We start from the raw sequence: 25,244 nt of genomic DNA, 5'->3' as shown, positions 1-25,244 counted from the left end.
TATTGAAATGGAACCGGGGCAACTATTTTTAAAAGAAACGGATATCATTTGTAATGTCGGAAGAGCGGCGTCCAAATTGAATGTAACGAATACAGGTGACCGCCCAGTTCAAGTAGGTTCACATTTTCATTTTTATGAAGCGAATGAAGCGCTTCAATTCAAACGAGAAGAAGCATTTGGAAAGCGACTAAACATTCCGGCAGGAGCAGCTGTGCGTTTTGAGCCCGGGGATGAAAAAGAAGTGGAATTAGTGCCTTACGCCGGCGAACGCCGGGTATACGGATTTAATAATAAAGTGGACGGATCATTGGAAAAAGAGGGGAACCAATCATGAGTTTCAAGATGCCAAGAAAGCAATACGCTGAAATGTACGGCCCGACTACAGGGGACTCTATTCGTCTGGCAGATACAGATTTGCTCATCGAAATTGAGAAAGACTACACGACATATGGAGATGAAGTGGTATTCGGCGGCGGTAAAGTTATTCGTGATGGAATGGGACAACACCCTTTAGTTACACGTGGAGAGGGAATAGCAGATGTTGTCATTACGAATGCTGTTGTCTTAGATTACACTGGTATTTATAAAGCGGACATTGGAATTCGTGATGGCAAAATCGCTGGAATCGGGAAAGCAGGTAATCCGCTAATCATGGACAATGTGGATATTGTGATTGGCTCTGGTACAGAAGTTATTGCTGCTGAAGGTATGATTGTAACTGCGGGCGGAATTGACACTCACGTCCATTTTATTAATCCGGAGCAAATCAGAACAGCATTAGCTTCAGGTCTTACCACCCTAATTGGAGGAGGAACAGGCCCTGCTGCAGGATCAAAGGCTACCACGGTTACACCGGGCGAGTGGCATATGCACCGAATGCTTGAAGCGGCAGAGGGCATGCCGATTAATGTTGGGTTTACAGGAAAAGGACAAGCCGCTTCAGAAGCTCCGCTGGTAGAGCAAATACGCGCCGGCGCCATTGGACTGAAAGTTCATGAGGACTGGGGCGCTACAGCTTCAGCTATCGATCATGCGCTAAGTGTGGCTGACAAATATGATGTTCAGGTTGCCCTTCACGCGGATACATTAAACGAAGGCGGATTTATGGAAAATACAATGGCAGCTATTAAAAATCGCGTCATTCATATGTACCATACAGAGGGTGCAGGGGGAGGACATGCTCCTGACTTAATTAAATCGGCCAGCTTTAACAATGTTCTGCCGTCATCTACGAACCCGACATTACCTTATACAGTCAATACGGTAGATGAGCACTTAGATATGTTAATGGTCTGTCACCACTTGAATCCATCTATTCCGGAAGATTTGGCGTTTGCTGACTCACGTATCAGACGCGAAACGATTGCAGCTGAGGATATTCTCCAGGATATGGGTGTATTCAGTATGACTAGTTCGGATGCCCAAGCGATGGGACGGATTGGAGAAGTCATTTTACGTACATGGCAAGTAGCCGATAAGATGAAAAAACAAAGAGGAACAATGGCGGGCGACAGCGAGCTTTCGGACAACAACCGCGTAAAACGTTATATTGCCAAATATACAATTAATCCTGCCATTACTCATGGTATTTCCGAATATGTCGGTTCTATCGAGAGAGGGAAGATGGCCGATCTCGTTGTCTGGAATCCAGCATTTTTCGGTGTGAAGCCTGAAATGGTGATGAAAAGCGGCTTTGTTGCAGAGAGCTTAATGGGAGATGCTAACGCCTCTATCCCGACACCGCAGCCTGTTATTTACCGCCAAATGTATGGACAGTTTGGCAAGGCGCTGTCCAGCACTTCCATTACGTTTATTTCCCAGGCAGCTTTCGATGACAAAGTGCATGAGAAGCTTGGGTTGCAAAAAATCATTCTTCCGGTTCGCGGTATTCGCAAACTAACGAAAAAAGATATGAAGCTGAATTGCGAAACTCCTGAAATAACGGTCGATCCACAAACATATGAAGTAAAAGTAAATGGCCAATTAATTACATGTGACCCTGTTGATAAGGTGCCAATGGGTCAACGATATTTCCTATTCTGAGGTGAGAGTCATGATCATTGAACAAATCGTAACAAATCTTGAAAACATGGAAAAAGAGGAAATTGAAAAACGCCATATTGAAAAAGTTTACCTTGAAAGTGCTTATTTAGTAAAACGAATCCAACGGGTGAAAACAGATCATGGCAATGAAATTGGAATACGCTTGAAAGAAGCGCGTGACCTTGTCGCTGGTGATGTTTTGTATATGGACGATAAAAATATGATCGTCATCGATGTACTGTCCGATGATTTATTAGTTATCAAACCGCGCACCTTGAATGAAATGGGAACGATCGCTCATCAATTAGGAAATCGCCACCTGCCGGCGCAGTTTGAAGAGGACGAAATGCTTGTTCAATATGATTATCTTGTAGAAGAGTTACTTCAAGACCTGCAAATTCCATATAAACGTGAAGACCGAAAAGTAAAACAGGCTTTCCGCCATATCGGTCATAGCCATGATTAATATTTTATCTTTACTCCAACTATGTGATTCAAATTTCCCTATAGGGGCTTTTAGTCATTCGTATGGTCTTGAGACCTATATTCAAGAAGATAAAGTCCATGATCAAGCAACGTTCGTACAATGGCTTCATACGTATGTAAACGAGCAGCTCATCTATTCAGATGGGTTGGCTTCCCGTCTTGTATATGAAGCTTTAGAGAACGAAGATTTACAAACAGTATGGAAATTAGATCGCATGTTGACTGTTCAAAGTTTGCCGCGTGAAACAAGAGAAGGAACCCAAAGGATGGGCGAGCGGATGTTAAATCTTATTGAATCCCTATATGATATACCCATTCTTTCAACATATCGGGAGCGTATAGATCAAAAGCAATCGTTTGGACATCCCTCCATTGTATTTACGATTGTAGGTCATCATCTTGGTGTCCCTTCATCAACGACTACACTGTACTATTTGTATTCAGCAGTCTCAAATCTTGTTCAAAATGCGGTACGGGCTGTCCCTCTAGGGCAAGTGGCAGGTCAAAAGACAATTCAAGAATTTCAGACTGTTTTAATCGAAGCAACAGAAAAAATTCAAAGTTTAAATGAAGAAGAATTCGGGATTGTTTCTCCCGGTTTAGAATTATCTCAAATGATGCACGAGCGTGTAAATATTCGTATTTTCATGTCTTAATAAAAAAGGAAGTGTTAGGTATGAAACCAATTAGGATCGGTGTAGGAGGACCTGTAGGAGCAGGGAAAACGATGTTAGTCGAAAAATTAACCCGGCATTTGCAAGATGAAATGAGTATGGCAGTTGTGACAAACGACATTTATACAAAAGAAGATGCCAAGTTTTTAATGAACAACGGGGTGCTTCCCGCAGATCGGATTATAGGTGTGGAAACAGGCGGCTGCCCTCATACGGCAATACGCGAAGACGCATCAATGAACTTTGCAGCCATTGATGAGCTAGTGAAGAAGAATCCAGACGTTGAACTTATTTTCGTTGAAAGCGGCGGAGATAATCTGGCAGCTACATTCAGCCCTGAACTTGTTGACTTTTCAATCTATATTATTGATGTGGCCCAAGGGGAGAAAATACCGCGAAAAGGCGGTCAAGGAATGATTAAATCTGATTTGTTTATCATCAATAAAACAGATTTAGCGCCTTTCGTTGGAGCAAATCTGGACGTTATGGCATCTGATACGAAGGTTTTCCGCGGAGACAAGCCGTTCGCTTTTACAAATTTAAAAACGAATGAAGGTCTTGATCAAGTCATTGACTGGATTAAGGAAAATGCACTATTAAAAGGACTGGAGTAAGATGGGGGACTGGACAGGCGTTTTGCGTTTGAGCGCTGAAGAAAAAAATGGAAAGACCATTGCGAAAAATGTGTATTTTCAGGGGGCGTATAAAGTCATGCGTCCTATTTATCATGATGAATCAGGACAAGCCTGTTATTATATTTTAAACCCCGGCGGCGGTTATTTAGACGGTGATCGCTATCAAATGAAGATTTCACTGGAGAAACAAGCAAGATTAACATTAACAACCCAGTCGGCAACTAAAATATATAAGACACCGCATACACATGCATATCAGGAAACGGAATTTAACCTTAAGGAAGGCAGTTATCTTGAGTACATTCCCGATCCGCTTATCGGCTATCAAAATGCACGGTATAAACAAAAAAATATAGTATATATTGAAAAAGGATGTACGTTCCTTTATTCAGATATTGTGACTCCTGGATGGTCTCCTAGTGGAGAAAAGTTTACCTATGAGATGCTTCAATTCATTAATGAAATCTATAAGGAAAATGAGCTGGCAGTCTATGACCATATCAAACTATGCCCAGCCAAACAAAATATAGATGGTCTGGGTTTAATGGAAGGCTATTCTCACTTAGGTTCCATGATTGTGATCAATGAACAAGTAGATCATGACCTTCTTGATCGTTTATATCAGGCCGTGGATACTCAGACAAAAGAATATAAAATAGGCATATCTTTATTGCCTGTCCCTGGGTTTTCCGTACGGGTATTAGCAAATCAAACACAGATCATCGAAAGTCTGTTTTCCGAATTTCATCATCTCCTCAACCAAGTATGGTTTAACAAAACCCCGAGTTTTTTAAGAAAATATTAACGGTTAAAAAACCAGCAACTGTTCAATTGTTGGTTTTTTTCAGATTCAAGAAGGGGCTGTATTTTGTGGAAGGTACATTATTCTCGGTTTTAATGCTGGCATTAATTTTAGGAATCAAGCATGCGATTGAACCTGACCATGTGATTGCGGTATCGACAATTGCAAGTCAAAGTAAAAAGTTATGGCAAGCTTCTTTAGCGGGCATATTTTGGGGCATTGGCCATACTGTAACATTGTTTATAGTTGGAATCATTGTCATTGTAATGAAGGGGCAAATATCAGAAAAATGGTCGATGTCCTTAGAATTTTTAGTAGGAGTCATGCTTGTTTATTTAGGGGTTAAAACGATTCTTTCTTTCAAGAATAGCCCTGTACATACGCATCAACACAAACATCTCCACACCCATCAAAGCAGCGGCGACCATAAGCGCCGCCATAAAAACGTAACGTACTTAAGATCAACATTCATCGGTTTAGTTCATGGTCTTGCAGGAAGTGGAGCCATGGTCTTATTAACGATAAGTACTGTCAAGAGTGTAGAGGAAGCGGCAATATATATTCTTATATTCGGGGCAGGAACAGTTATTGGTATGCTTTTCTTTACAACAATCATTGGAATTCCCTTTGTGCTGAGTAAGAAGCGAGGGGCAATCAGCGGAACACTAGGGATGACGACGGGTGTAATAAGTGCTGTTTTTGGTGTATACTATATGTATAACTTGGGTATTAATGAGGGTTTATTTAACCTTTGGATTTAAAAATAGTATAAAGTAACCGCCATTTAAAGATTGAGGTGAATGATATAAATACTTTAGGGTATGCCATTCTGAGCGTTCTCGGCAGAAGACCTTGTTCAGGATATGAGTTAGTTCAGTACCTGGAGGTAGTGTGGCCGGCAAAACATAGTCAAATATATCCTTTGCTAAATAAAATGGAACAAGAAGAATTTCTTGAATACGAGCATGTAGAGCAAATAGGGAAACCTGATAAAAAAATATACTCCATCACTGAAAAGGGAAAAGAAGCGTTAGAAGATTGGATCGCTGTATCTCCTTCAGATCCAATAAATAGGGACGAATTTCTTATTAAAGTATATTCGATTTGGTTGTTGAAAGAGGAAGATTCTGTAAAATTGATTCAGGATCGAATCAAAAATTTAGAAAAAACAATTGATACCCAATTGAACAAAATGGCGGAGCTAGAAAACAAGGAATCGGATAGCATGTCTAAAAACTTTGGCCGTTATATCTTGATTGATCGCAAATTCAGACTGGCTAAAGAAGAAAAAACATGGTGTCAAAAGGTTTTAAATCTAATAAAAGATAAGAAATTTAATTTTCCCTTTCTGTGTTATGTCAGTGTAGAAGGGATAAATGGAGCGTCACTGCTTATCTAGACTGAAAACGAATGTCACGTACATAAGATAAGGCGCCTCAATATAACACAGTGAGAACGCCGCATGTTCACGCCCGCGTTCACGAATGGTGCAGAAAAACGAAACGTGCCATTTTTGTTAAACAATCGAGGGAACTGCCGGACTGCCCCACAAGATGAGACAAATAAAAAACACCTTCGAGTTTGAAATCGGATCAATCTTATCCGAAATAAGACTTGGAGGTGTTTTTAAATGAGAATCGGGTTACATGGTTTGGTGATGGAAACGTGACTGAAGGAGAACTGAAGATGGTTGGTGAAAAAACATTTGCTGTTCATTGGGATGACGGAAGCTATATTGAGTACCCTAATGATCACCAAATCACGAGTAAAAAGAAGACAACACCAATATATAGATAATCCAATAATCAAATTCGTGGATAAATTAATAGAACTCATAAAAAAAGCGTTTTATGGAATTGCTGGCGTTCTTCTAGCTTTAGCAGTTATAGCAGTCCTTTTCTTACCTGGATCTGGGGGATACAAAGCTGGAGATGAAATCGAGATTCTCAGGAATATTCATGGTGCTAAGTCTATCGAGACGTTAGAGAAGAACTACGGCAGTATATCTGAATTAACAAGTGATGGAGTAAATACAATTGATATACCAAGGTATAAAAGAATAAAAATTATTAAAACCATGGATGATCGTGATTTGGCATTAATAGAAGTTTTAAGCGGGTCTTATAAGGGCACTCACTGGTGGGTAAAAAAATCATCCATTGAAAGAAAGCGTGCCGATCATAGATATTAGAATAAAATTACGAATTTAATCTGAACAAAGAGAGATGTGAACAATGGTAAATGTCTTAACTAATATCTTAAAAAATGACAGATTGGATGTATATCCGTTATTTAAAAAGTTTTGTTCCCTCAAAGAAAAAGGGTTGCGTAAGGAATCCTTTAAATCATTATCTTCCTTTATTGATGAAGCAAAGATGTGGGATGATAATGCACAACAGAATTTTGCTTGTTGGCTGTTTGCTTTATTTGAAACATCAGAAGATATTCACCATGTACTCGTTCATCCATTTGAAAAGGAACTTTTAAAGCCTTTACTTGAGAGATGGATGAAGAGTAATCCCGAAGATCCAAGACCATATAGGTGGTATGGCGTGTTTTTAAATACTGAAAAACGTGTCGATTACTTACACAATGCACTTAGACTTGGTGGCAGCAATGAACAATTATCCTTATTAACGCTAATCGATATTAATTTGAACGCCCTTTGGTATTCATTCCATCATATATCCGAAGATTTATATCTTGGCGATATTAAAGAAGATACAGCACTTCTTGCTAAGTCCCGGGAGTTAAACAACAAGGTAGAGTGTCAACAAACAAGAAAAAACAATAACGAAGCACTCAACTATTATCAAGATCTATTGAATGACTGGGTGATGTTTACAAAAGAACAATCAAAGGGATTTGTTGAATGGTGTGAACATAAGGGGAGAAACTATTATTGGGTCAAAGCTTATTATTACGAAAAATAACAATATGAAAAAGGACACAGCTAAGGAAATGCTGCAACAAGTATCCATTGACTGCACATTTTTTAATTAATTGCAAGCTTTAATTTTAAATAAACGAACTGAATAGGGTCTAAAACATTTTAAGGAGGATTATACGTGATTTGGTGGGCTAAACAAGGATGGCAGCTAATCTTAGGGTTTATTGTTGTTGCTGCGCTTTTTAGTTGACTAGAGATTCCGATTTCTGATTTTCTTGGAAAGATGTTTGGATTAGCGTTCCTTTATTAAGCTTATCGGTCGATACTAAATTTAGCAACTGCTGATGAATACAATGAAAACGGCGAACGGGTATTGTTTTCAAACTTTGGGAAGATAATTACAGCAATTTTTATGCCTGTTATAGTCTTTTATTGTATTAGCATGTTTGTTCCATATTCACTTTTAACTTTGCATTTTTTATATTGTAGCATAGAGCACACCAAGGAAAAACAAAGATGCTAAAGACTTATCCAAAGATTGATTAAGATAATGAAAAAATTGAAATATATGTAAGTTATCTGTTTCCAGTCAAATAACAAACTGGAAGAAGAGAACAAACTTGAAAAGACATCACTTTAGTTACTTTATTCTATTAACATGTCTACACACGTTAGCAGCATGTAGCCAAACAAGTAAAGAAAATGAATCGTCAGACGACCAGGAAACTGTAAGCAGAAAACAGCCTCACAATACACTTTATAATCGTAACAGTGGATGTGTCATATCCTTTTGTTTCAAACTCTTTCTCCATTAAATCACCTTCAGATATAAGTTTCGACTTTACGATGATTTAATCTTTTTGGTGCGATGAGCGCAGGGATAGGAATCATATTATTTGTTTCTCAGTTTGGCCAATAATTCTTTCCTTTGTTGTATAATGGAACCAAAACACAGGTTTCGTATGTCTTACGTTTTAGTTTCTTAAGTGCCCATTGTTTAGACGACTCGAAAATAGGTTCATACTTTGGTTTTGGCGAAAGGGGAGCCTAATAATGAAAATGGATGAGAAGAGGAAAGAGCTTCAAGAAAAATATAGGGAGGAAATGAAAAAGAAGAAAAATCACAGAACCTATACTATCGAAACAATTATTGTAATAGCAATTGTTCTGTTGTTTATTGCTTTAAATTTAATAATTGATGAATTTTAGCTCTAATAATCATTTTACGTAGAGAGGGGTTAATTTTGGTACTCAAAGAAAGAGGGCAAATAGATCAAGAATTTGGTGCTGAAGAAATCGCTGATTATTTAAGATTAAGAGGCTTTAAGCCGAAAGTAGATGTAATGCATTTTGGAGACCATTCCGGGGGAAGCATTACCTTTTGGTACAGACTCAGAAGATATTATATAGCTCTTGTTCAGTTCGATAAACCAGGAGATAAAGATCCATTAAGCAGCAAAAATGGCTTTACTCAATTAGGAATGGATTCTAAAGGACGAGCAGAAGAGATAATGATGCATTTGGTAGCATATTTTAATGGATGGTATCGTACAAATAAGGAGCCATTCCCAGAGGAAGAAGAATGGCTTAACTTATATCTTGAATACAATGAATGCGAATAAAAACCATCGTTTTATCTAGATATTAGAAAGCTTAAAGATATAATGAAAGTAAATACTCAAATCTCAATAATTAATTGTTTCATTAGATTAAAACTAATAATAATAAACAATTGTCATCCTGTTGCTAATCTGTAGTAAAAGTAATTGATCTTGATTTAATATGCGTTAATTGCCACGCATTTCATCACTTAGGATTTACTCAATCAAAAGCTAACAAAGAGAAGATGAAAGAACTGAGCTGAGCAACAGCCGCAACAATCTTCAGACTGACTGGATCCATTTTCCAAAGGACCTCATCATTCATCATTTTCTTCCGATTTAACATGTCAACCCGTTAAGCATTTACCAAAAAGGCAAATAGAAATAAAAAATTGGTTTGTCCGCACAGCCTACCTGAATACAATAAGAAATAAAGTATTTCTCGGGAAAGCGCAGGTTTCAACAAGACCTGCCCCGTCCTTCTCAAAAAACATCGGAATGCGCAGTCATGTGGGCGTCTGTCACGGCTTAAGCGCGCCATGAATAGGATATAAAGAGAGAATGGTGAGGTGAGTGTGTTGGAAAGGGCTGTTACTTATAAAAACAACGGACAAATCAATATCATACTGAACGGTCAAAAGCAGGTTTTGGCCAATTCAGAGGCTGAAGCCGAATATCAGGCCGCACTGCAAAAAAATGAAGCCAAACACAGCATTCTGAAGGAAATTGAAAGGGAAATGAACACGCTGGTCGGGATGGAGGAAATGAAGCGCAATATTAAGGAAATCTACGCCTGGATTTTCGTCAATAAAAAGCGTGAAGAACAAGGCCTTAAAGCCGGAAAACAGGCGCTACACATGATGTTCAAAGGAAACCCGGGAACCGGAAAAACGACCGTCGCCAGGCTGATCGGCAGGCTTTTTTACGAGATGAATGTTCTCTCAAAAGGCCATCTGATCGAGGCGGAGCGCGCCGATCTTGTCGGTGAGTACATCGGTCATACGGCGCAAAAAACGAGGGATTTAATCAAAAAAGCGATGGGCGGAATCCTGTTCATCGATGAAGCCTATTCCCTTGCCAGAGGTGGAGAGAAAGACTTCGGCAAGGAGGCAATCGATACATTAGTCAAACATATGGAAGATAAGCGGAACGAATTTATTTTAATCCTCGCCGGATATTCGCGGGAAATGGATCATTTTCTTTCATTAAATCCAGGCCTTCAGTCAAGGTTTCCGATCAGCATCGATTTTCCCGATTACTCAGTCAGCCAGCTGATGGACATTGCGAAACGGATGATGGCGGAAAGGGAATATCAGTTCAGCCCTGAGGCCGAGTGGAAGCTGAAAGACCATCTGATGGCCGTCAAAAGCACGGTCAGCCCCGCGAAGTTCAGCAACGGCCGCTTCGTCCGCAACCTGATCGAAAAATCCATCCGGTCGCAGGCGATGAGACTGCTGATGGGAGACTGCTATTTAAAGAATGACCTGATAACCATTAAAAGCCAGGATCTCGACTTGAAGGAAGACGCGCCGCACGTATAATGGCGCGTTCTTTTTTTATTTTCGAGGATTTCTAGCAACCGTTCCCTTCGTTTGTTATGATAGTACTGCTTATTGACTAACGTTAAGAAAGGAACATGATCATTTGAACGGACAGGAAGTCATGAAAGAGAAAGCCATATTAGTCGGATGCCAGCTTCCGCACGTATCTGATGAGCGTTTTTCATACTCGATGGAAGAGCTCGCCGCGCTGACGAAAACGGCCGATGGAACGGTTGTTTCCACGGTCACGCAGAAGCGGAACCGTGTCGATGCTGCTACATATATCGGAAAAGGAAAAGTAGATGAATTGTCGGTGCTCTGTGAAGAGCTGTCGCCCGATGTTTTAATTTTTAATGATGAATTGTCGCCGAGTCAGCTGAAAGCGCTTGTCACAACGCTTGACGTGAAAATTATCGATAGGACGCAGTTGATCCTCGATATTTTCGCCAAACGCGCGCGGACAAGGGAAGGAAAGCTGCAAATTGAGCTGGCGCAGCTGCAATACGCCCTCCCGCGGTTAAGCGGCCAGGGAATCAACCTGTCAAGGCAAGGCGGCGGAATCGGAACAAGAGGCCCAGGGGAGACAAAGCTGGAAACCGACCGGCGCCATATCAGAAACCGGATTCATGAAATCAATGTTCAGCTGTCTACCGTCATTCGCCACAGAAGCAGATACAGAGAAAGAAGAAAGAAAAACGGCGTACTGCAAATCGCGCTCGTCGGCTACACCAATGCAGGGAAATCGACATGGTTTAACAGGCTTACAGACGCCGACAGCTATGAAGAAAACCTGCTGTTTGCCACACTTGACCCGATGACCCGCAAAATGACGCTGCCGAGCGGATACAGCGTGCTGCTCTCAGATACGGTCGGGTTTATTCAGGATCTGCCGACGACTTTGATCGCGGCTTTCAGATCGACGCTCGAAGAGGTGAAAGAAGCCGATCTGATTCTTCATATGATCGATTCTTCACACGAAGACTACGAGGGCCACGAAGCGACGGTCAAGCGCCTTCTTGAAGAACTTGAAGCCGATGATATTCCCGTTTTAACCGTCTATAATAAAAGAGACCGGAAGCGGCCGGATTTCATCCCTTCTTCAGGGAGAGGTCATATCATGACGAGCGCCAAAATAGACGGAGACTTGCCGTTGTTTAAGCAGGCGGTTGAAGACTATCTGAAAAAGGAACTGCTCGTTCAGTATGACGTAAGGATTCCTGCTTCAGAAGGAAGGCTGTTGTCGAGAATCAAGTCTGAGACAATGACGAACAGCACCATTTTTGACGAAGATCGCGAAGCATATGACGTGGAAGGATATATTCTCCCTGACCAAAACATTTTGGGAGAGCTGAAGAAGTATATGTAGGAAAGGACACTGCAGAACATGTTTGAGACATTAAAACACGGAGATCTACTAAAGAAAACGGCGGTAGAGGCTGAAGCCGATATCGCTCAAATCCATAAAACAATTGATGAAATCAGTGAACGAAATGAGTGGAGGGTGCTTGAAAGCTACAGAAAGCACAAAGTATCGGATACGCATTTCACACCATCGACTGGCTACGGCTACGATGACATCGGCCGCGATACGCTGGAAAAAGTCTATGCCGACGTCTTCGGCGGTGAAGCGGCCCTTGTCAGACCGCAGATCATCTCGGGAACCCATGCGATATCAATTGCTTTATTCGGCGTTCTCCGCCCGGGGGATGAACTTCTTTACATCACAGGCAAACCGTACGATACCCTCGAAGAGATCGTCGGCGTCAGAGGTGAGGAAAACTCGGGGTCTTTGAAAGATTTCCAGGTCGGATACAGCCATGTCGAGCTGACTGAAGAAGGAGCCGTTGATTTTGACCGCGTGGCAGCTTCCGTCACACCGCAGACAAAAGTTGTCGGAATCCAGCGCTCAAAAGGATACGCAGACCGTCCGTCTTTTACAATTGGTGAGATTGAGAAGATGATTCGCTTTGTTAAAGAAGTAAACGAAAACATCATCGTTTTCGTCGACAACTGCTACGGCGAATTTGTAGAAGAGCGTGAGCCGTGCCATGTTGGAGCGGATCTGATGGCAGGCTCGCTGATTAAAAACCCGGGAGGCGGCCTCGCTAAAACAGGCGGCTATATCACCGGCAAGGAAAAATGGGTGAAAGCCTGCTCCTACAGAATGACGTCACCTGGAATCGGAAGTGAAGCCGGTGCGTCGTTGTACACCCTTCAGGAAATGTACCAGGGCTTTTTCCTTGCGCCGCATGTCGTCTCCCAGGCATTAAAAGGAGCCGTGTTCACAGCCCGCTTTCTTGAAAAGCTCGGCTTTAGGACGAATCCTTCGTGGGACAGCAAGCGGACCGATTTGATCCAGTCTGTCGAATTTTCCACCCCGGAGCAGATGATCGCGTTTTGTCAGGCCATTCAGTACGCTTCTCCTGTCAACGCCCATGTGACACCATATCCGAGCTATATGCCGGGCTATGAAGACGATGTCATTATGGCGGCCGGCACTTTTGTACAGGGAGCAAGCATTGAACTATCAGCGGATGGCCCTATAAGACCGCCTTATGTGGCATATGTCCAAGGCGGATTAACCTATTCCCATGTGAAGAATGCGATATGCAGTGCTGTGGATGCGCTCATGAAGCAGGGATTAATGTAAAGAAAATAAAGAATATTTTCATGTAAAGAATCCTTACATCATGTTGACACATTATATAACATCACATATAATAAATTTATATAAGAAAAGGAGGAAATTGAGATGAGTGATAAAATTCGCCGCTCAATGCCCTTATTTCCGATAGGTATCGTCATGCAGCTGACCGAACTGTCCGCAAGACAAATTCGGTATTATGAGGAAAATGGACTGGTATTTCCTGCAAGAAGTGAAGGGAACAGACGTTTATTTTCATTCCATGATGTAGATAAGCTGCTCGAAATTAAAGATTTGATCGAACAAGGTGTAAACATGGCGGGGATCAAACAAATTTTCGCCAAAACAGAAAACGAACAAAAAGAAGACAAACAAGACAAGCCGAAAAAAGCAGAGAAACACAACTTGTCGGATGAAGAACTGAGAAAACTGCTGAAAAACGAGCTTATCCAAGCAGGCCGTTTCCAAAGAGGGACGACATTCCGCCAGGGAGACATGTCCAGGTTTTTTCATTAATTTGTTAGCAACTGCATTGCTATATACATTTACCTTTTAGAGGAGGAGTTTTACGAATGGCAAAGTATACAAGAGACGATATTGTTAAACTAGTAAATGAGGAGAATGTAAAATATATTCGCCTTCAGTTTACAGACATTCTTGGAACGATTAAAAACGTTGAAATTCCTGTGAGCCAGCTGGAAAAAGCACTTGATAATAAGGTCATGTTCGACGGCTCTTCAATCGAAGGATTCGTCCGCATTGAAGAATCCGATATGTACTTGTACCCTGATTTAGATACATTTGTGATTTTCCCGTGGACCGCCGAAAAAGGTAAAGTAGCCCGCTTCATCTGCGATATTTATAATCCGGACGGCACGCCGTTTCAAGGCGATCCGCGCAACAACTTGAAGCGCATTTTGAAAGAAATGGAAGACATGGGCTTCTCAGATTTCAATCTTGGACCAGAGCCGGAATTCTTCCTGTTCAAGCTTGACGAAAAAGGCGAGCCTACCCTTGAACTGAACGACAAAGGCGGATACTTCGACCTTGCGCCGACTGACCTTGGCGAAAACTGCCGCCGCGACATCGTACTTGAGCTCGAAGAAATGGGTTTTGAAATCGAAGCGTCTCACCACGAAGTTGCACCTGGACAGCACGAGATCGACTTTAAATACGCTGGAGCCATCCGCGCTTGCGATGATATCCAAACGTTCAAGCTCGTCGTTAAAACAATCGCGCGCAAACACGGCCTGCACGCAACATTCATGCCAAAACCGTTGTTCGGCGTAAACGGATCAGGCATGCACTGCAATCTATCACTCTTCCGAAACGGCGCCAACGCTTTCTTTGACAAAGACACTGACCTTCAGCTGAGTGAAACGGCAAAGCAATTCATCGCCGGCATCGTCAAGCACGCAACAAGCTTTACAGCTGTGACAAACCCGACTGTCAACTCTTACAAGCGCCTAGTTCCAGGCTATGAAGCACCTTGCTATGTGGCATGGAGCGCGCAAAACAGAAGCCCATTGATCCGTATCCCGGCTTCCCGCGGCATCAGCACACGCGTAGAAGTCAGAAGCGTAGACCCTTCTGCGAACCCGTACCTTGCTTTGAGCGTACTTCTTGCAGCAGGACTTGACGGCATCAAAAACAAGCTCGAAGCACCGGCTCCGATCGACCGCAACATCTATGTGATGACAAAAGAAGAGCGCCTCGAAAACGGAATCGTCGACCTTCCTGCGACACTCGCAGACGCTCTCGAAGAATTCAAATCAAACGAAGTCATGGCCAAAGCCCTCGGCGACCATCTATTCGAACACTTCGTCGAAGCAAAAGAAATCGAATGGGATATGTTCCGCACACAAGTCCACCCTTGGGAGCGCGAGCAGTATATGTCTCAGTATTAATCTAGGAACCCCCCTGGCACCAGTGGTGCCAGGGGGGTTGAATTTTGGTCAAAAGATTGGGTGACCAAAATATGACCAAAAAAATTTGAAGTTTCAATCTAACTCCATAATCGATGAGACATAACCTTCGTAATCTTCGATTCTATCTTGGTCAAGTTTCTTACTGATATTGGGAGTAAACATCAGCTGCTTTTCTTAATATATTTCATGTCTGTACCTGAATTCCAAGAGTAAAACCACGTGTGTTAGGCGAAAAGTGTGGTCAGCTTGGAATGACGCGGCAAAAGTGACCAAATACTGATTGGAATGAATATGTTATATTTAGGGGAACAATAAGCGAAGGGGAAACTATTAAATGTTTGAGTTGGATAAGATGATAAACAAAGTAAACGGCCTTAAAGAAGAGCACGCAAAGGGAACCCTTAAGGTTATTTGCGGAAAACTGGATAATCTAAAACACGCGGGTGGTCAATATACAGAGAAAGAATTTGTTGAAGATATTCGATCAATGATTGAGGATTTTCCAGACTTGGATAATAAAGAAGAGAATAATGAATAAAAAACCCTTCTTGCAAGAAGGATTTTTTTTATAACAATACCACACCGACGACATATACGATCGATTTAGTTATAAACAATTTTTTTAAAACGGGAGGTTTTGAAAAAGCGAAATAGTAATAACTAAGGTTGATAAAGAGCCCAAAGATATCAAAGATACAATTTTTCGGTTGTTTTGCTTTTTTGGAGATTTACTTAATTCATAGATTAATGCACTCCATAAAAGTATGGATGCCAAAATAATAATACTCATATACACATAATCCTCCTTTTTATGGTTAACATTGTCATCGATTTTACCACATTTAGGATTGAGATGTCGATGAAATAAGCATCTTTATTTCATTCTTTGACTGAAGAACAAAACCGTTTGTTTTCAACTCGGACATTATAGTTCCTTCGGAGTTCTCACTATGAACACTGGCATTCACTTACTCTCTCGTATGAGTTCCTTATTGAAATGTCTTTACTTCTTTTGTTGTCGAAAATGAAATGAAAACCTATCATATCCAGAACAGAAAGAGGCATTGAAACAAAAAGGTTAACAAAATGAGGTTGCAAGCTGCAGCCTTTTTAGTTTGAAAAAAGTTAGTACAAATGGAAAGAAATCATCCAACACGCTGTTGGCCGGCATCTTTAAAGTGACAAACGCATGAAATGAAAGGAGCGGCTGTACGTCAGGTTCAGGAAACGTTGGCTGTTCTTTAGCCCTAAGAGAGCAAGGTATTGACGGCAATACGGTCAGAAAGCGGCGGGACCGTCACTGATGGTATTTACGGGTCTAAGACAAAAAATAGAAAAGTTAAATTACACAACAATTAATAGAATGAAGTATAAGCAGATAAAAATTTTGAAAGAAATCTGTTGAGTTGAAGGGAAATTAAAATTGGTCTTGAGGAATAAAAAGCTGATTTAAGAGGGAAAGAAACAATGCTGCTGAAAAACAACTATTGACATATGTAAGTAAATAGAATAAATTAATTATTGTTATAAAAAACACCTAATTTTATCATAGCACACAAGATATAAAAAGTCAATGTTTTTTTTAAAAAAGATGCTTTTGAAAGGAAGAGAGGTTATGAACTTATCTCGTTTTTTGAATTCCATTCAATTATCCCCTCAATCAAAACCTATGATGGAACTGCTTGAATTAAATGAAAAAACAAAAGAGCATGGCTTGATCTTAACACCCAGCGATATCAAAACATTAATCGTTTATAGAAATAAAGTGCTTCATGATCATGGACGTATAGAGCTGGGGATTGAAGTACTAAAGGAATTAATTGAGGTGTTTGCTGCTTCACCCTATATGGATGAGGATCATGATGTCGAAACGTTAATCGAGCTTCAGGAGATTTTTTATTATCTCAGAAATGAAACAGAAGATAAGATAGGTGACATGAAACTGATTCATCAGATGATGGAGTGTTTTAACGGACCTTCTGCGGGGTCTTTAGAGTTATTAAGAAGTAAAATGGAGGAACTCGCGGAGAGTTTCAGAAGAAATACGATGAGAAGTGAGTCTTTATATAAAGGTGATGAATAACATGGGAAAAGAAAATACTTTAAATCGCTATGATTTGGTTTCAAATTTTACGATTGATAAATCAAAGTTAAAGCAAAGCCAATTTATGTTGTCGCTTCTAAAAGAAGGCCAAAGGGTTGGAGTTATTACCAGCGAAAAAGCTTACAAGATACAGGTAGAGATTATGCAAATCCTGCAACGATTGATAGGCCAGTATACCAAAGGGGAAAGTACGTCGGTTACTACAGAAACGGCGGAAGGGATTATGGTTTCCCTCATGTATGCAATAGATGCTTATGCTCTCCATTTTGAGAAACCTGAAGAGGTTATAGTACATTTACGTTCTGATAGTATAAAAAAAATATATACCAAAGGTGTCGAATTACTTCACTGTTATTTTGAAGAAGCTAAACAATTGTATCAAGACGTAAAAAAATTAAAGTTAGATGTGCCTGTTGATGCTTATAATTTAACCATTGACGAATCGTTACCTGTATTTATGAATCATTATAATATTATTTTTGAAGCTCAAAATACGATGGCGAGCATTGACTATCCTTTAGCTATTGACAACATGGAACTGCAAGGTGTTTTTTATATTAAACAGTATTTAGAGCGACTGCTGATAGAAACGAGATTCTGTCACTTTTTTAACCATCACGATCTAATGTATATCTTGACAAACTTCGGGAGAATATGCCGCTTTAATTATCGCATAGAACTTTTTAATATTTTTGAGTTAATGATAAACAATGCTGTTTTTTCACTGCTATCCGGGGGCGAAGCCAATCAAGTCAGAATTTCTGAAGTTCAATATGACAGGTTGAGTCGGTTGTTAAGTGATTGCCATGCTGATAAAAGGGCAAACTTGATTAACGAAGCATTTGATCGGTTACAGCGGGATTTAAAGACAGATCAAACGATTACTGATTATATCAATTTGTATCGCAATGAATGTATTCAAAGGGTAAATAACGCTGCGGAAATTGATGGCTTCAAAATGTTGATCATCAGAGAAATTGAAGAGAGAGAAAAACCAATAGCGTTAATGTTAAATGAAAATGATCGCATGAGTGATATTGAAATGCGGAAATTGGTGGATTGCATCATGGAAAGAAAAAACACAGCAGAAAAAATATCGCTGATCCGCGATCATTTTGTTTCACTGCATGATTATTTGGATTTGCTAAATTCGGGATGTCTGTTTGACGACGAATATAACGCACTTTTTGCTACGTTTGGGAATTTTGAATTGGCCATTTTTGCGAAAATTGTATTTTATGAAGAATTAAGAGGGGGAATCCTCAATTTCATTGACATTGTTGCTGACTGCTCTGAAGCAAAGAGCGAGTGGGAAACATATTATATGAAATTTATTAAACAATTAGAAGATGAGCGCATTGCAACGATTGGACAGCTCATCAATGATATTGACTATGAGGAGATATCGTTTTATTAAGTTAAAGACGTTTTTATAAGTTCTTTTACAAAGGAGAGTCTAAAGAAAGACGAAGATAAATAACAGCACTCGATAAATGCAATCTAGTTATTTTTCAACACAACTTAAAAGCTTAAAGTAATTCTACTCCAACTTGCTTAGTGAATTTTACTTTTATTCTCTCTTCTTCTCCAATACTTACAACCATGAAATTTTCAACTTTCTTAATGCTAGTTACGTTTTGAAAAACACCTGTAAATACCGCGAAATCTTTATAGGTTATATCCAGGCTGCAAGTTAGTTGATAAACATCCAGCGTCAAAATTAACTTGAAGTTTTGATTATCTTTATAAGTATAAATAAATTCGCCGGCCTCTGGATCATCAGCTATACTGGCTGGCTCACTCTCAAAAAGTTCTAGTAAATCATATTCATTATATTTTATAAACATCCAACTGACTCCTTAAAATTATAGTGATATTAATGAAGTTAAAAAAACCGCAGATCTTTAACTATATCGATCATTACTGGGCAATAAGAATTTCTGATTTTCAATCGCAACTCCAAACGCTGTCTTAAGGAAATAACTCATGTATCAATCGAACTGTATCTATATATAGGTTGATATGTTATTATCTGTATATGAAATAAGGTAGCATGCTAAGCTGCCGACAAATGATTAGATTAAATGAAAGAATTCGAAGCAATGAAAAATTATCAGAAGGGGAGATTGTTATTAGATTTTTGCCGCCGGTTTTCGCGGGTATTGCTGTATTTTTAGTGACTTTTTATATTGAGTATTCTTCCAAAAATTTATCCCTGGAGAATAAACTTATACTCAATGTTGCAGCGGCAATTGTCGGGTGTATTTTGGGAATGTTTATAAGAAAAAGAAATCAATATTAAAGAGACCGATTAATAAAGTTCGGTTTCTTTCTCTATTTTAACATGCAGGGAAAATATTCTTTGGATTAATAAAGGAAGGTAATCATTTCGAATTTCGGATTAAACATAGCTAGATCATTTTTCAAATATCTCTAGTTTATAAAGGATCTTAACGAGTTGTGAGTTTGGGCATCCGAAAAAACTTCAGAAAGAGAGGGACACTTAACAAAGTGTGGGTAGTGAAATGGACAAATGTATATTTTGTGAAATCGTTAGTCAAAAAATTTCAAGTTATGAGGTTTATAAAAATGACGATGTAACAGCATTTCTTGATATAAATCCTGTTACATGTGGCCATACAATAATCATACCAAATAAGCATATTGAAAGACTCGATCATATTAACGATCCCCATCTATCTAATGAAATAATGGATTCTTTAATTAAAGTACCTCAAATATTAATTCATTCAGGTATTTGTGATGATTACACGATACTCTCAGACAACGGTCACTTTGCTCAGCAAGATATTAAGCACCTGCATTTTCATGTCATACCGAGACACATGAATGAAAAGTTTGAATTCAAATTAAACACCGACTTTACTGCAGCTGAGAAAAGTAACTTACTTTCGGTATGGAGAAAGATTACAGGGAGATGATGAGAAAAGATTGTCCTAGAATTTAAAAATGGAAAGATGATTTGATATGATCTCGTGCAGGTTTTGCTGAATTCATCATTTCGTCCAGAAATTCTTTCCTTTGTTGTATAATGGTGATGATTAACAATGGTTGCAAGGGAGTAAATTATGTTTTTAATAGCTTTTGTATTGGCGTATTTTATCAAGCAGCCGATATTAAGTATGGGGACACTTTTTCTTTTCATCTACGGATTTAGATTTTCTTCTAAAGGCATTAATGCTGAAAAATACGATTGTTATATTAATCAATATAGACTTATATTTTGCTTCGTCATCCCTTTCCTTAATTTTTATATGTACTGGACAACGATAGGAGGGAATGCGGGAGTCGGGTTTACGTTTAGTCCACTTACCCTGATGCAAAAGCTGTCTTTCTTGTCCCAAGTTATTTTGATATTATTACCCGAGATTCGCAAATTTTTATCTCGTAAAAACTTCATTCATATTGATGAAAAGAAGCAGAGATTAGCATCGGCTTTGTATCCAATTGCTTTAATCCTAACAGTTTGTATGGCATATCGTTAAGGACCGGAGCAATGGCTTTACTCTACATAAAAGTTGCATCCACTATACTTTAAAGGGGGCTATTGATGAATTTCGAGCCGGAAAAACTAAGGAAATTTCTTAATTGCGCGTCAAACCCATCAAACCCAATGGAGACAAAAGTAAAGAATTACTATGTGAATCAAGAGATTCAAGAGTTTGCATCCTTTGATATTGACTTTGAAAATGTAGACATCGCCCTGCGTATTGCCGGTATGTTGGGGAAATCCGCCACGAAATTTACGATAAATCATTTTCTTTTCCCTGATACGAACAAAATAGATTATATTCAATTTATAATTTTTGAAATTAATGATTCAGAACTATTAGCATTTTTAGAACAACTATAACAGCATTCTTGTTTGAATACAGTTCTCTTGGTGAAAATAAAGCAAGTTCTACCCGATAAACCGCAGCAATCATAATTACCTTTGGTGTTGCGAACAGCCCCTTTTGTCAAGGCAGCTTCGTGAATTCATCAGGCTCAGCCGATTAGATGGCCAATGGTCTGTGTGAAAGGACTTGGCGGAACTGCCTTCAATCAAAAAAGCACCATTACTTATACCAATCAGGAGGACAAAAAGTGTTTTTGGCAAAGATGATCGATCGTTTAGCGTTATATGATTTGCACAGGAAAAGAAGTAAAGAAAAACATTTTTCCGCTTTTTCATTGGATTCGATTGACAGGGACGAATTCTATCAAGCAAGAGCGGCTGATGTCTCCTTTACTCTTCATGAAGCGAGAAAAAACTATTTGGCTGGACATTTCAGCTATGAATCTATCATTCCATCCGGGGACCCTGTCAATGATAGTTTAAAAGGTGAGGTTTTTTTAAATAAGAATGATATAGATCAACCTAATGTTATTTTTGTACACGGCTGGCGAATGGATTCATACGACAGAATAAAAAAGATATTTCATGATCGTATGATGAACGATTTAGGCTGGAACATGTACTACTATTCTCTTCCGTATCATTTTGAAAGAGAGCCGGAACATTCGCTTTACAGCGGTGAATTGATGATAAGTGCGAATTTGAATCGTACAGTTGAATCAACAAGACAAGCTGTCGTGGATTTACGGGCGCTCATTCACTGGATCAAAGCAAATAAAACCGGTCCTGTTATTATTGTGGGCGTCAGTTTAGGCGGGTGGATGACAAATTTAATGGCTACCCTTGAGACTGAAATCGACATCGTGGTATCGATATTTTATGCGAATCGTCTTTCTTACTCGATATGGAATACCATTCCGGGTAAATTCATAAGAGAAGAATTGGAACAGCACGGTGTGACATATGAAGATTTACAAACATATTGGGAAATTACAGATCCCAGCCAAGCTGTGCCGAAAGTTAACAAAGATCACATTTTGCTGATTTCCGCCGTTCATGACCAATATGTTCACTTAGAGGATGCTGATAAGTTATGGGAGAGCTGGGGGAAACCCGAAAGACATCTCTACAATTGCGGCCATGCCGGAATTGTTCTTTGTCGTAAAAAGCTGGCATTAGATACGATTTCTTTCATCCGAAAAAAATTAAAGCAGCTTCATGAGCGATAATTTCTTTAATTTATTAAAAAGCTGGCAATTTTCAAAATGTGCGAATAGGAGGTTTTTTTATGTACTTTGTTTCCGGATTTGTTTCAATTTTGCTGGGTCTATTAACGCTGTTTTTCTTACAGGTGTTATCTGTTGCTTTTCCTCATTATATAATTGATGCAGATGGCAGTAGTGAAGCTTCGGTTTATTTTCAATCATCTGTATTGTTTTATCCTGTATTGCTTCTCATTTTAGGCGTCATCATGATTATTGTTCATTTGCGAACAAATGATAAGGGTTAATTCGAAGGAGAGTATCGAGTTTGACTGCGAAGCGAAAATGAGATGCATCATCTAAAAGAAACGGGTATATCATTGATATGAAAGCTTCTAAAAAAAGGAGAACAAAAACGATGAACTTTTGGCACAAGCGCTTTCAAGATGAGAACTATGTGTATGGAACAGAACCGAATGCGTTTTTGGCAGATTCGCAGAAAAAACTTCAATTGTCGGGTGATGCTTTAGCCATTGCAGAAGGCGAGGGGCGCAATGCGGTTTTTTTAGCAGAACAAGGGATGAACGTCACGTCATGGGATTATGCCGAGTCAGGGTTGGAGAAAACGAAAAAGCTTGCTGAAACCCGTCATGTATCGGTGAAGACGGAGCTTGTTGACTTAAATGAAGCGTCTTGGAATCAAGGGCAGTGGGACGAGATTGTATGTATTTTTGGACATTTTCCAGAAGAGCTGCGTCGAAAAACACTTCTTGGAGTAAAAGAAGCCGTGAAGCCCGGGGGATTTTTCGTGACGGAAGTGTATTCGACGCACCAAATTCCTTACAAAAGCGGCGGGCCGCAGGATCCGGAGCTTTTATATACACCGGAAGAATTTTTACAAACCTTTTCAGATTGGCGTATTGTCCACTTTTTTATGGGGGAAGTCGTTCGTCATGAAGGGGCTTGGCACAACGGCCTGTCTCATGTCATTCAATTTATTGGTCAAAAGCGCTGAATACTCCGGGGAAATATAATTTTAAAAAGGTGCCATTTATGGCGCCTTTTTTGCGTAACTTTTTTCACCGTCATCACTACTATTTTGATGAAAGCGGGGGATATGATTGAAAAACAATAATGGACTCAAGCGGCTGCTGATGTTCAGCGCAATTCTGCTTTTAATTGGCGGGGGGTATGTCAGTGCAATGATCTTCGGAAAGAAAGTGGTGTATGAAGGGGAGGGGGAAAGCGGTCTGTGGCATGCTTCGATTGAGAAATCAGGTAAAACGTCAATCGGGCCTAATTATTTTTTGAATTTATATTGGGATGGCGAGAAAGAAGATGCGAAAAGAACGATTGTGAAAACAATCACCTTATACATAGACGGCAAAAAGTATGATGACAGAGGAGAATACGATCTTTCTGAGTATACTGGAGAGGAAATGGAAGGCGGAGGCTATATGGAAGATCATATCGCAACTTTTGATTTTATGCCTGAAGAGGATGTCATCGGGCATGCGTTATCAGTCAAAGTGGAGTGGAAAACCGGAGATGAAGAGAACGCAGAAATAATGAAATTAACCAAGATTCCGTGGTATAAATGAAACGACAATCACTGAATAAGGAAGTGATTTAAAATGAATGAAATTGAGATCAGAAGGCCGCAAATTGACGACGTTGAAGAGCTGAATCAGTTTTTCAGAATCGTGGTCGAGGATACTTTTGCTAAAGAGGGGATATCCGATCTGCTTGATGATCAAGAAAGTGAAATTGAAAGTAAGAGGCAATACTTGAAAGCAGACTTAGACAGCAAAGGGAAGAGCCGGCATTTTTTTATCGCTTCAGATCAACGTCTGAATAAAATCATCGGTACAATCGAATATGGCCCTGCAAGCGAATTGATCGATATCTGTACGGATGGGGCTTTAAAGGATTTATATGAGGTAGGGACGGTATTTGTCCACCCGGATTATCAAAGACGCGGAATCGGGTCTTTGCTGTTCAACGTTATGTTTTTGACCTTTCTGAATCGGGGAGTGAAGGAATTTTGTTTGGACAGCGGTTATCCCGGTGCACAGAAAATATGGAAGAAGAAATTCGGCGAGCCTGACTATATGCTGAAGGATTATTGGGGGAAAGGATATGATCATATGATTTGGAGGAGACGGACGAAGGATATGCCGATTGATACAAGAACATCAATAACGTAATCATCCTTTATATTCCATATGCGTTTTAACGATAAAAAGAACTTTTCTTGAATTTATTTTTAAATAAATTGTTAAAGTTAAAAAAGTCCTATAAACTATAATGGAATCTTAATTTTAGGATGTGGGAGATATGTTCGACGAAAGAGAAGCGTTGCGTTTGAGACTTGAACAGCTAGGTGATGCGGAGATTCAGGTGATGCGGGAATTGCGGAAAGAACGACAAGACATTTATTCGAAGCTGCGTGAATTGGATCAGGAGAGTGATCCCGCAATTAACAAAAAATCTTCATTAATCGACTTGGCAAGCGCTGCAGCAGAGGAATTAAAACAATCCCAGATTGCCGCTGACAAACATCCGCCCATCAAAACTCCATCTCATACTATTTTCCAATCAAAAACAACCATACAGCGTGAGGCTGCCTTAAACATTTTAAGCCGCTATGAAGAGGGCTTGACAGGCATTAAGCTCAAAACTGAAATCGAGAAAGAAACCGGCTTTCCGATTAAAAACATGACAACATTTATGAAGAGCTTAATGAAACATCGCCCAGATATTAAAAAACCTGCCCGCGGCCATTATATTTTGCAAAAAGAAAAAGACCTTTGAGGTTTTCGTCATAATTCTAGA

At 39.7% G+C, this 25,244-nt stretch carries 30 protein-coding genes; 29 read left to right on the top strand and 1 reads right to left on the bottom strand.

Annotation, left to right across the window (positions count from 1 at the left end):
- The first annotated feature begins 7 nt into the window (after window positions 1-7).
- From ureB to LQ247_RS18620, 20 genes are all read left to right on the top strand, one after another.
- Entirely contained in the window at window positions 8-334 is a 327-nt protein-coding gene (ureB, locus tag LQ247_RS18715) for an urease subunit beta (RefSeq protein ID WP_020451535.1), read from the top strand.
- Window positions 331-2,043, top strand: coding sequence for an urease subunit alpha (gene ureC / locus LQ247_RS18710; RefSeq protein WP_105978853.1), 1,713 nt, complete (start codon window positions 331-333; stop codon window positions 2,041-2,043). Before ureB ends, ureC begins: the two co-directional genes overlap by 4 nt.
- A gap of 10 nt (window positions 2,044-2,053) precedes the next feature.
- On the top strand, window positions 2,054-2,509 hold the full coding sequence (ureE, locus tag LQ247_RS18705) for an urease accessory protein UreE (protein WP_020451537.1): 456 nt from the start codon (window positions 2,054-2,056) through the stop codon (window positions 2,507-2,509).
- Window positions 2,502-3,185: an urease accessory protein UreF gene (locus LQ247_RS18700; RefSeq protein WP_026579680.1), complete on the top strand. Its 684-nt coding sequence runs from the start codon at window positions 2,502-2,504 to the stop codon at window positions 3,183-3,185. The genes ureE and LQ247_RS18700 overlap by 8 nt, the downstream gene beginning before the upstream one ends.
- 20 nt (window positions 3,186-3,205) lie before the next feature.
- Window positions 3,206-3,817: an urease accessory protein UreG gene (ureG, locus tag LQ247_RS18695; protein ID WP_020451539.1), complete on the top strand. Its 612-nt coding sequence runs from the start codon at window positions 3,206-3,208 to the stop codon at window positions 3,815-3,817.
- Between the two features lies 1 nt (window position 3,818).
- Window positions 3,819-4,643, top strand: a complete 825-nt coding sequence (locus tag LQ247_RS18690; protein WP_039072724.1) for an urease accessory protein UreD — start codon at window positions 3,819-3,821, stop codon at window positions 4,641-4,643.
- A 65-nt stretch (window positions 4,644-4,708) separates the two neighbouring features.
- Complete coding sequence (locus LQ247_RS18685) at window positions 4,709-5,401, top strand: HoxN/HupN/NixA family nickel/cobalt transporter (protein WP_020451541.1); 693 nt, start codon at window positions 4,709-4,711, stop codon at window positions 5,399-5,401.
- 35 nt (window positions 5,402-5,436) lie between these two features.
- Window positions 5,437-6,039 carry a PadR family transcriptional regulator gene (locus LQ247_RS18680; protein ID WP_101560868.1) on the top strand — a complete coding sequence of 201 codons (603 nt, stop codon included), beginning with the start codon at window positions 5,437-5,439 and terminating at the stop codon, window positions 6,037-6,039.
- A gap of 291 nt (window positions 6,040-6,330) precedes the next feature.
- A complete protein-coding gene (locus tag LQ247_RS18675) occupies window positions 6,331-6,831 on the top strand; it encodes a hypothetical protein (protein ID WP_144497667.1) in 501 nt (166 codons plus the stop codon).
- 43 nt (window positions 6,832-6,874) lie between these two features.
- On the top strand, window positions 6,875-7,573 hold the full coding sequence (locus LQ247_RS18670; protein ID WP_216920654.1) for a hypothetical protein: 699 nt from the start codon (window positions 6,875-6,877) through the stop codon (window positions 7,571-7,573).
- 1,010 nt (window positions 7,574-8,583) lie between these two features.
- Window positions 8,584-8,739: a hypothetical protein gene (locus LQ247_RS18665; protein WP_023857627.1), complete on the top strand. Its 156-nt coding sequence runs from the start codon at window positions 8,584-8,586 to the stop codon at window positions 8,737-8,739.
- A gap of 35 nt (window positions 8,740-8,774) precedes the next feature.
- On the top strand, window positions 8,775-9,152 hold the full coding sequence (locus LQ247_RS18660) for a hypothetical protein (RefSeq protein ID WP_103750441.1): 378 nt from the start codon (window positions 8,775-8,777) through the stop codon (window positions 9,150-9,152).
- 554 nt (window positions 9,153-9,706) lie between these two features.
- Window positions 9,707-10,672, top strand: coding sequence for a stage V sporulation protein K (spoVK, locus tag LQ247_RS18655; RefSeq protein WP_003182136.1), 966 nt, complete (start codon window positions 9,707-9,709; stop codon window positions 10,670-10,672).
- 103 nt (window positions 10,673-10,775) lie between these two features.
- Window positions 10,776-12,038, top strand: coding sequence for a GTPase HflX (hflX, locus tag LQ247_RS18650; protein ID WP_106070743.1), 1,263 nt, complete (start codon window positions 10,776-10,778; stop codon window positions 12,036-12,038).
- Window positions 12,039-12,056: 18 nt separating this feature from the next.
- Window positions 12,057-13,322 (top strand): methionine gamma-lyase family protein, encoded by a 1,266-nt coding sequence (locus tag LQ247_RS18645; protein ID WP_231006405.1) that lies wholly within the window; start codon window positions 12,057-12,059, stop codon window positions 13,320-13,322.
- A 102-nt stretch (window positions 13,323-13,424) separates the two neighbouring features.
- Window positions 13,425-13,832 (top strand): MerR family transcriptional regulator, encoded by a 408-nt coding sequence (locus LQ247_RS18640; RefSeq protein WP_003182143.1) that lies wholly within the window; start codon window positions 13,425-13,427, stop codon window positions 13,830-13,832.
- Window positions 13,833-13,888: 56 nt separating this feature from the next.
- Window positions 13,889-15,223, top strand: a complete 1,335-nt coding sequence (gene glnA, locus LQ247_RS18635; RefSeq protein WP_231006404.1) for a type I glutamate--ammonia ligase — start codon at window positions 13,889-13,891, stop codon at window positions 15,221-15,223.
- 355 nt (window positions 15,224-15,578) lie between these two features.
- The gene (locus LQ247_RS18630; protein WP_231006403.1) at window positions 15,579-15,782 is read left to right on the top strand and encodes a hypothetical protein; all 204 of its coding nucleotides are present in this window, start codon (window positions 15,579-15,581) and stop codon (window positions 15,780-15,782) included.
- Window positions 15,783-16,859: 1,077 nt separating this feature from the next.
- The gene (locus LQ247_RS18625; protein ID WP_020451555.1) at window positions 16,860-17,327 is read left to right on the top strand and encodes a DUF6323 family protein; all 468 of its coding nucleotides are present in this window, start codon (window positions 16,860-16,862) and stop codon (window positions 17,325-17,327) included.
- A 1-nt stretch (window position 17,328) separates the two neighbouring features.
- Window positions 17,329-18,765 carry a DUF6179 domain-containing protein gene (locus tag LQ247_RS18620; RefSeq protein WP_025810909.1) on the top strand — a complete coding sequence of 479 codons (1,437 nt, stop codon included), beginning with the start codon at window positions 17,329-17,331 and terminating at the stop codon, window positions 18,763-18,765.
- A gap of 112 nt (window positions 18,766-18,877) precedes the next feature.
- Here LQ247_RS18620 and LQ247_RS18615 read toward each other — a convergent pair whose 3' ends face one another.
- Window positions 18,878-19,195, bottom strand: a complete 318-nt coding sequence (locus tag LQ247_RS18615; RefSeq protein WP_039072731.1) for a hypothetical protein — start codon at window positions 19,193-19,195, stop codon at window positions 18,878-18,880.
- Between the two features lie 666 nt (window positions 19,196-19,861).
- Between LQ247_RS18615 and LQ247_RS18610 the strand changes: the two genes are divergently transcribed.
- The 9 genes from LQ247_RS18610 to LQ247_RS18570 all read left to right on the top strand — a co-directional run bounded on the left by LQ247_RS18610 (window position 19,862) and on the right by LQ247_RS18570 (window position 25,223).
- On the top strand, window positions 19,862-20,290 hold the full coding sequence (locus LQ247_RS18610) for an HIT domain-containing protein (RefSeq protein WP_026579666.1): 429 nt from the start codon (window positions 19,862-19,864) through the stop codon (window positions 20,288-20,290).
- A gap of 147 nt (window positions 20,291-20,437) precedes the next feature.
- Window positions 20,438-20,854 (top strand): hypothetical protein, encoded by a 417-nt coding sequence (locus LQ247_RS18605; protein ID WP_026579665.1) that lies wholly within the window; start codon window positions 20,438-20,440, stop codon window positions 20,852-20,854.
- A 65-nt stretch (window positions 20,855-20,919) separates the two neighbouring features.
- Window positions 20,920-21,222, top strand: a complete 303-nt coding sequence (locus tag LQ247_RS18600; RefSeq protein ID WP_026579664.1) for a hypothetical protein — start codon at window positions 20,920-20,922, stop codon at window positions 21,220-21,222.
- 233 nt (window positions 21,223-21,455) lie between these two features.
- The gene (locus LQ247_RS18595; protein WP_231006402.1) at window positions 21,456-22,436 is read left to right on the top strand and encodes an alpha/beta hydrolase family protein; all 981 of its coding nucleotides are present in this window, start codon (window positions 21,456-21,458) and stop codon (window positions 22,434-22,436) included.
- 59 nt (window positions 22,437-22,495) lie between these two features.
- The gene (locus LQ247_RS18590) at window positions 22,496-22,717 is read left to right on the top strand and encodes a hypothetical protein (RefSeq protein WP_105978849.1); all 222 of its coding nucleotides are present in this window, start codon (window positions 22,496-22,498) and stop codon (window positions 22,715-22,717) included.
- 110 nt (window positions 22,718-22,827) lie between these two features.
- Window positions 22,828-23,424 carry an SAM-dependent methyltransferase gene (locus LQ247_RS18585; protein ID WP_231006400.1) on the top strand — a complete coding sequence of 199 codons (597 nt, stop codon included), beginning with the start codon at window positions 22,828-22,830 and terminating at the stop codon, window positions 23,422-23,424.
- A gap of 106 nt (window positions 23,425-23,530) precedes the next feature.
- Window positions 23,531-24,010: a DUF4944 domain-containing protein gene (locus LQ247_RS18580; protein ID WP_231006398.1), complete on the top strand. Its 480-nt coding sequence runs from the start codon at window positions 23,531-23,533 to the stop codon at window positions 24,008-24,010.
- 33 nt (window positions 24,011-24,043) lie between these two features.
- Window positions 24,044-24,616 (top strand): GNAT family N-acetyltransferase, encoded by a 573-nt coding sequence (locus LQ247_RS18575; RefSeq protein WP_095290608.1) that lies wholly within the window; start codon window positions 24,044-24,046, stop codon window positions 24,614-24,616.
- Between the two features lie 130 nt (window positions 24,617-24,746).
- The gene (locus LQ247_RS18570) at window positions 24,747-25,223 is read left to right on the top strand and encodes a Rok-like winged helix domain-containing protein (protein WP_144497675.1); all 477 of its coding nucleotides are present in this window, start codon (window positions 24,747-24,749) and stop codon (window positions 25,221-25,223) included.
- Window positions 25,224-25,244 lie beyond the last annotated feature (21 nt).

The organism is Bacillus sp. BS3(2021), assembly GCF_021043345.1.
Taxonomy (GTDB): domain Bacteria; phylum Bacillota; class Bacilli; order Bacillales; family Bacillaceae; genus Bacillus; species Bacillus paralicheniformis.
Note: the sequence above shows the minus strand (reverse complement) of the source record. Positions and strands in the feature narration are given on the sequence as shown.

What these genes read in the sequence shown, in the direction of transcription:
- ureC (WP_105978853.1), top strand. Translation starts at nt 331, where the DNA reads ATGAGTTTCAAGATGCCAAGAAAGCAATACGCTGAAATGTACGGCCCG.
- LQ247_RS18585 (WP_231006400.1), top strand. Translation starts at nt 22,828, where the DNA reads ATGAACTTTTGGCACAAGCGCTTTCAAGATGAGAACTATGTGTATGGA.
- LQ247_RS18570 (WP_144497675.1), top strand. Translation starts at nt 24,747, where the DNA reads ATGTTCGACGAAAGAGAAGCGTTGCGTTTGAGACTTGAACAGCTAGGT.
- ureB (WP_020451535.1), top strand. Translation starts at nt 8, where the DNA reads ATGGAACCGGGGCAACTATTTTTAAAAGAAACGGATATCATTTGTAAT.
- LQ247_RS18620 (WP_025810909.1), top strand. Translation starts at nt 17,329, where the DNA reads ATGGGAAAAGAAAATACTTTAAATCGCTATGATTTGGTTTCAAATTTT.
- glnA (WP_231006404.1), top strand. Translation starts at nt 13,889, where the DNA reads ATGGCAAAGTATACAAGAGACGATATTGTTAAACTAGTAAATGAGGAG.
- LQ247_RS18625 (WP_020451555.1), top strand. Translation starts at nt 16,860, where the DNA reads ATGAACTTATCTCGTTTTTTGAATTCCATTCAATTATCCCCTCAATCA.
- LQ247_RS18630 (WP_231006403.1), top strand. Translation starts at nt 15,579, where the DNA reads ATGTTTGAGTTGGATAAGATGATAAACAAAGTAAACGGCCTTAAAGAA.
- LQ247_RS18690 (WP_039072724.1), top strand. Translation starts at nt 3,819, where the DNA reads ATGGGGGACTGGACAGGCGTTTTGCGTTTGAGCGCTGAAGAAAAAAAT.
- LQ247_RS18700 (WP_026579680.1), top strand. Translation starts at nt 2,502, where the DNA reads ATGATTAATATTTTATCTTTACTCCAACTATGTGATTCAAATTTCCCT.
- LQ247_RS18590 (WP_105978849.1), top strand. Translation starts at nt 22,496, where the DNA reads ATGTACTTTGTTTCCGGATTTGTTTCAATTTTGCTGGGTCTATTAACG.
- ureE (WP_020451537.1), top strand. Translation starts at nt 2,054, where the DNA reads ATGATCATTGAACAAATCGTAACAAATCTTGAAAACATGGAAAAAGAG.
- LQ247_RS18615 (WP_039072731.1), bottom strand. Translation starts at nt 19,195, where the DNA reads ATGTTTATAAAATATAATGAATATGATTTACTAGAACTTTTTGAGAGT.
- LQ247_RS18670 (WP_216920654.1), top strand. Translation starts at nt 6,875, where the DNA reads ATGGTAAATGTCTTAACTAATATCTTAAAAAATGACAGATTGGATGTA.
- LQ247_RS18645 (WP_231006405.1), top strand. Translation starts at nt 12,057, where the DNA reads ATGTTTGAGACATTAAAACACGGAGATCTACTAAAGAAAACGGCGGTA.
- ureG (WP_020451539.1), top strand. Translation starts at nt 3,206, where the DNA reads ATGAAACCAATTAGGATCGGTGTAGGAGGACCTGTAGGAGCAGGGAAA.
- LQ247_RS18600 (WP_026579664.1), top strand. Translation starts at nt 20,920, where the DNA reads ATGAATTTCGAGCCGGAAAAACTAAGGAAATTTCTTAATTGCGCGTCA.
- LQ247_RS18640 (WP_003182143.1), top strand. Translation starts at nt 13,425, where the DNA reads ATGAGTGATAAAATTCGCCGCTCAATGCCCTTATTTCCGATAGGTATC.
- LQ247_RS18575 (WP_095290608.1), top strand. Translation starts at nt 24,044, where the DNA reads ATGAATGAAATTGAGATCAGAAGGCCGCAAATTGACGACGTTGAAGAG.
- LQ247_RS18665 (WP_023857627.1), top strand. Translation starts at nt 8,584, where the DNA reads ATGAAAATGGATGAGAAGAGGAAAGAGCTTCAAGAAAAATATAGGGAG.
- LQ247_RS18605 (WP_026579665.1), top strand. Translation starts at nt 20,438, where the DNA reads ATGTTTTTAATAGCTTTTGTATTGGCGTATTTTATCAAGCAGCCGATA.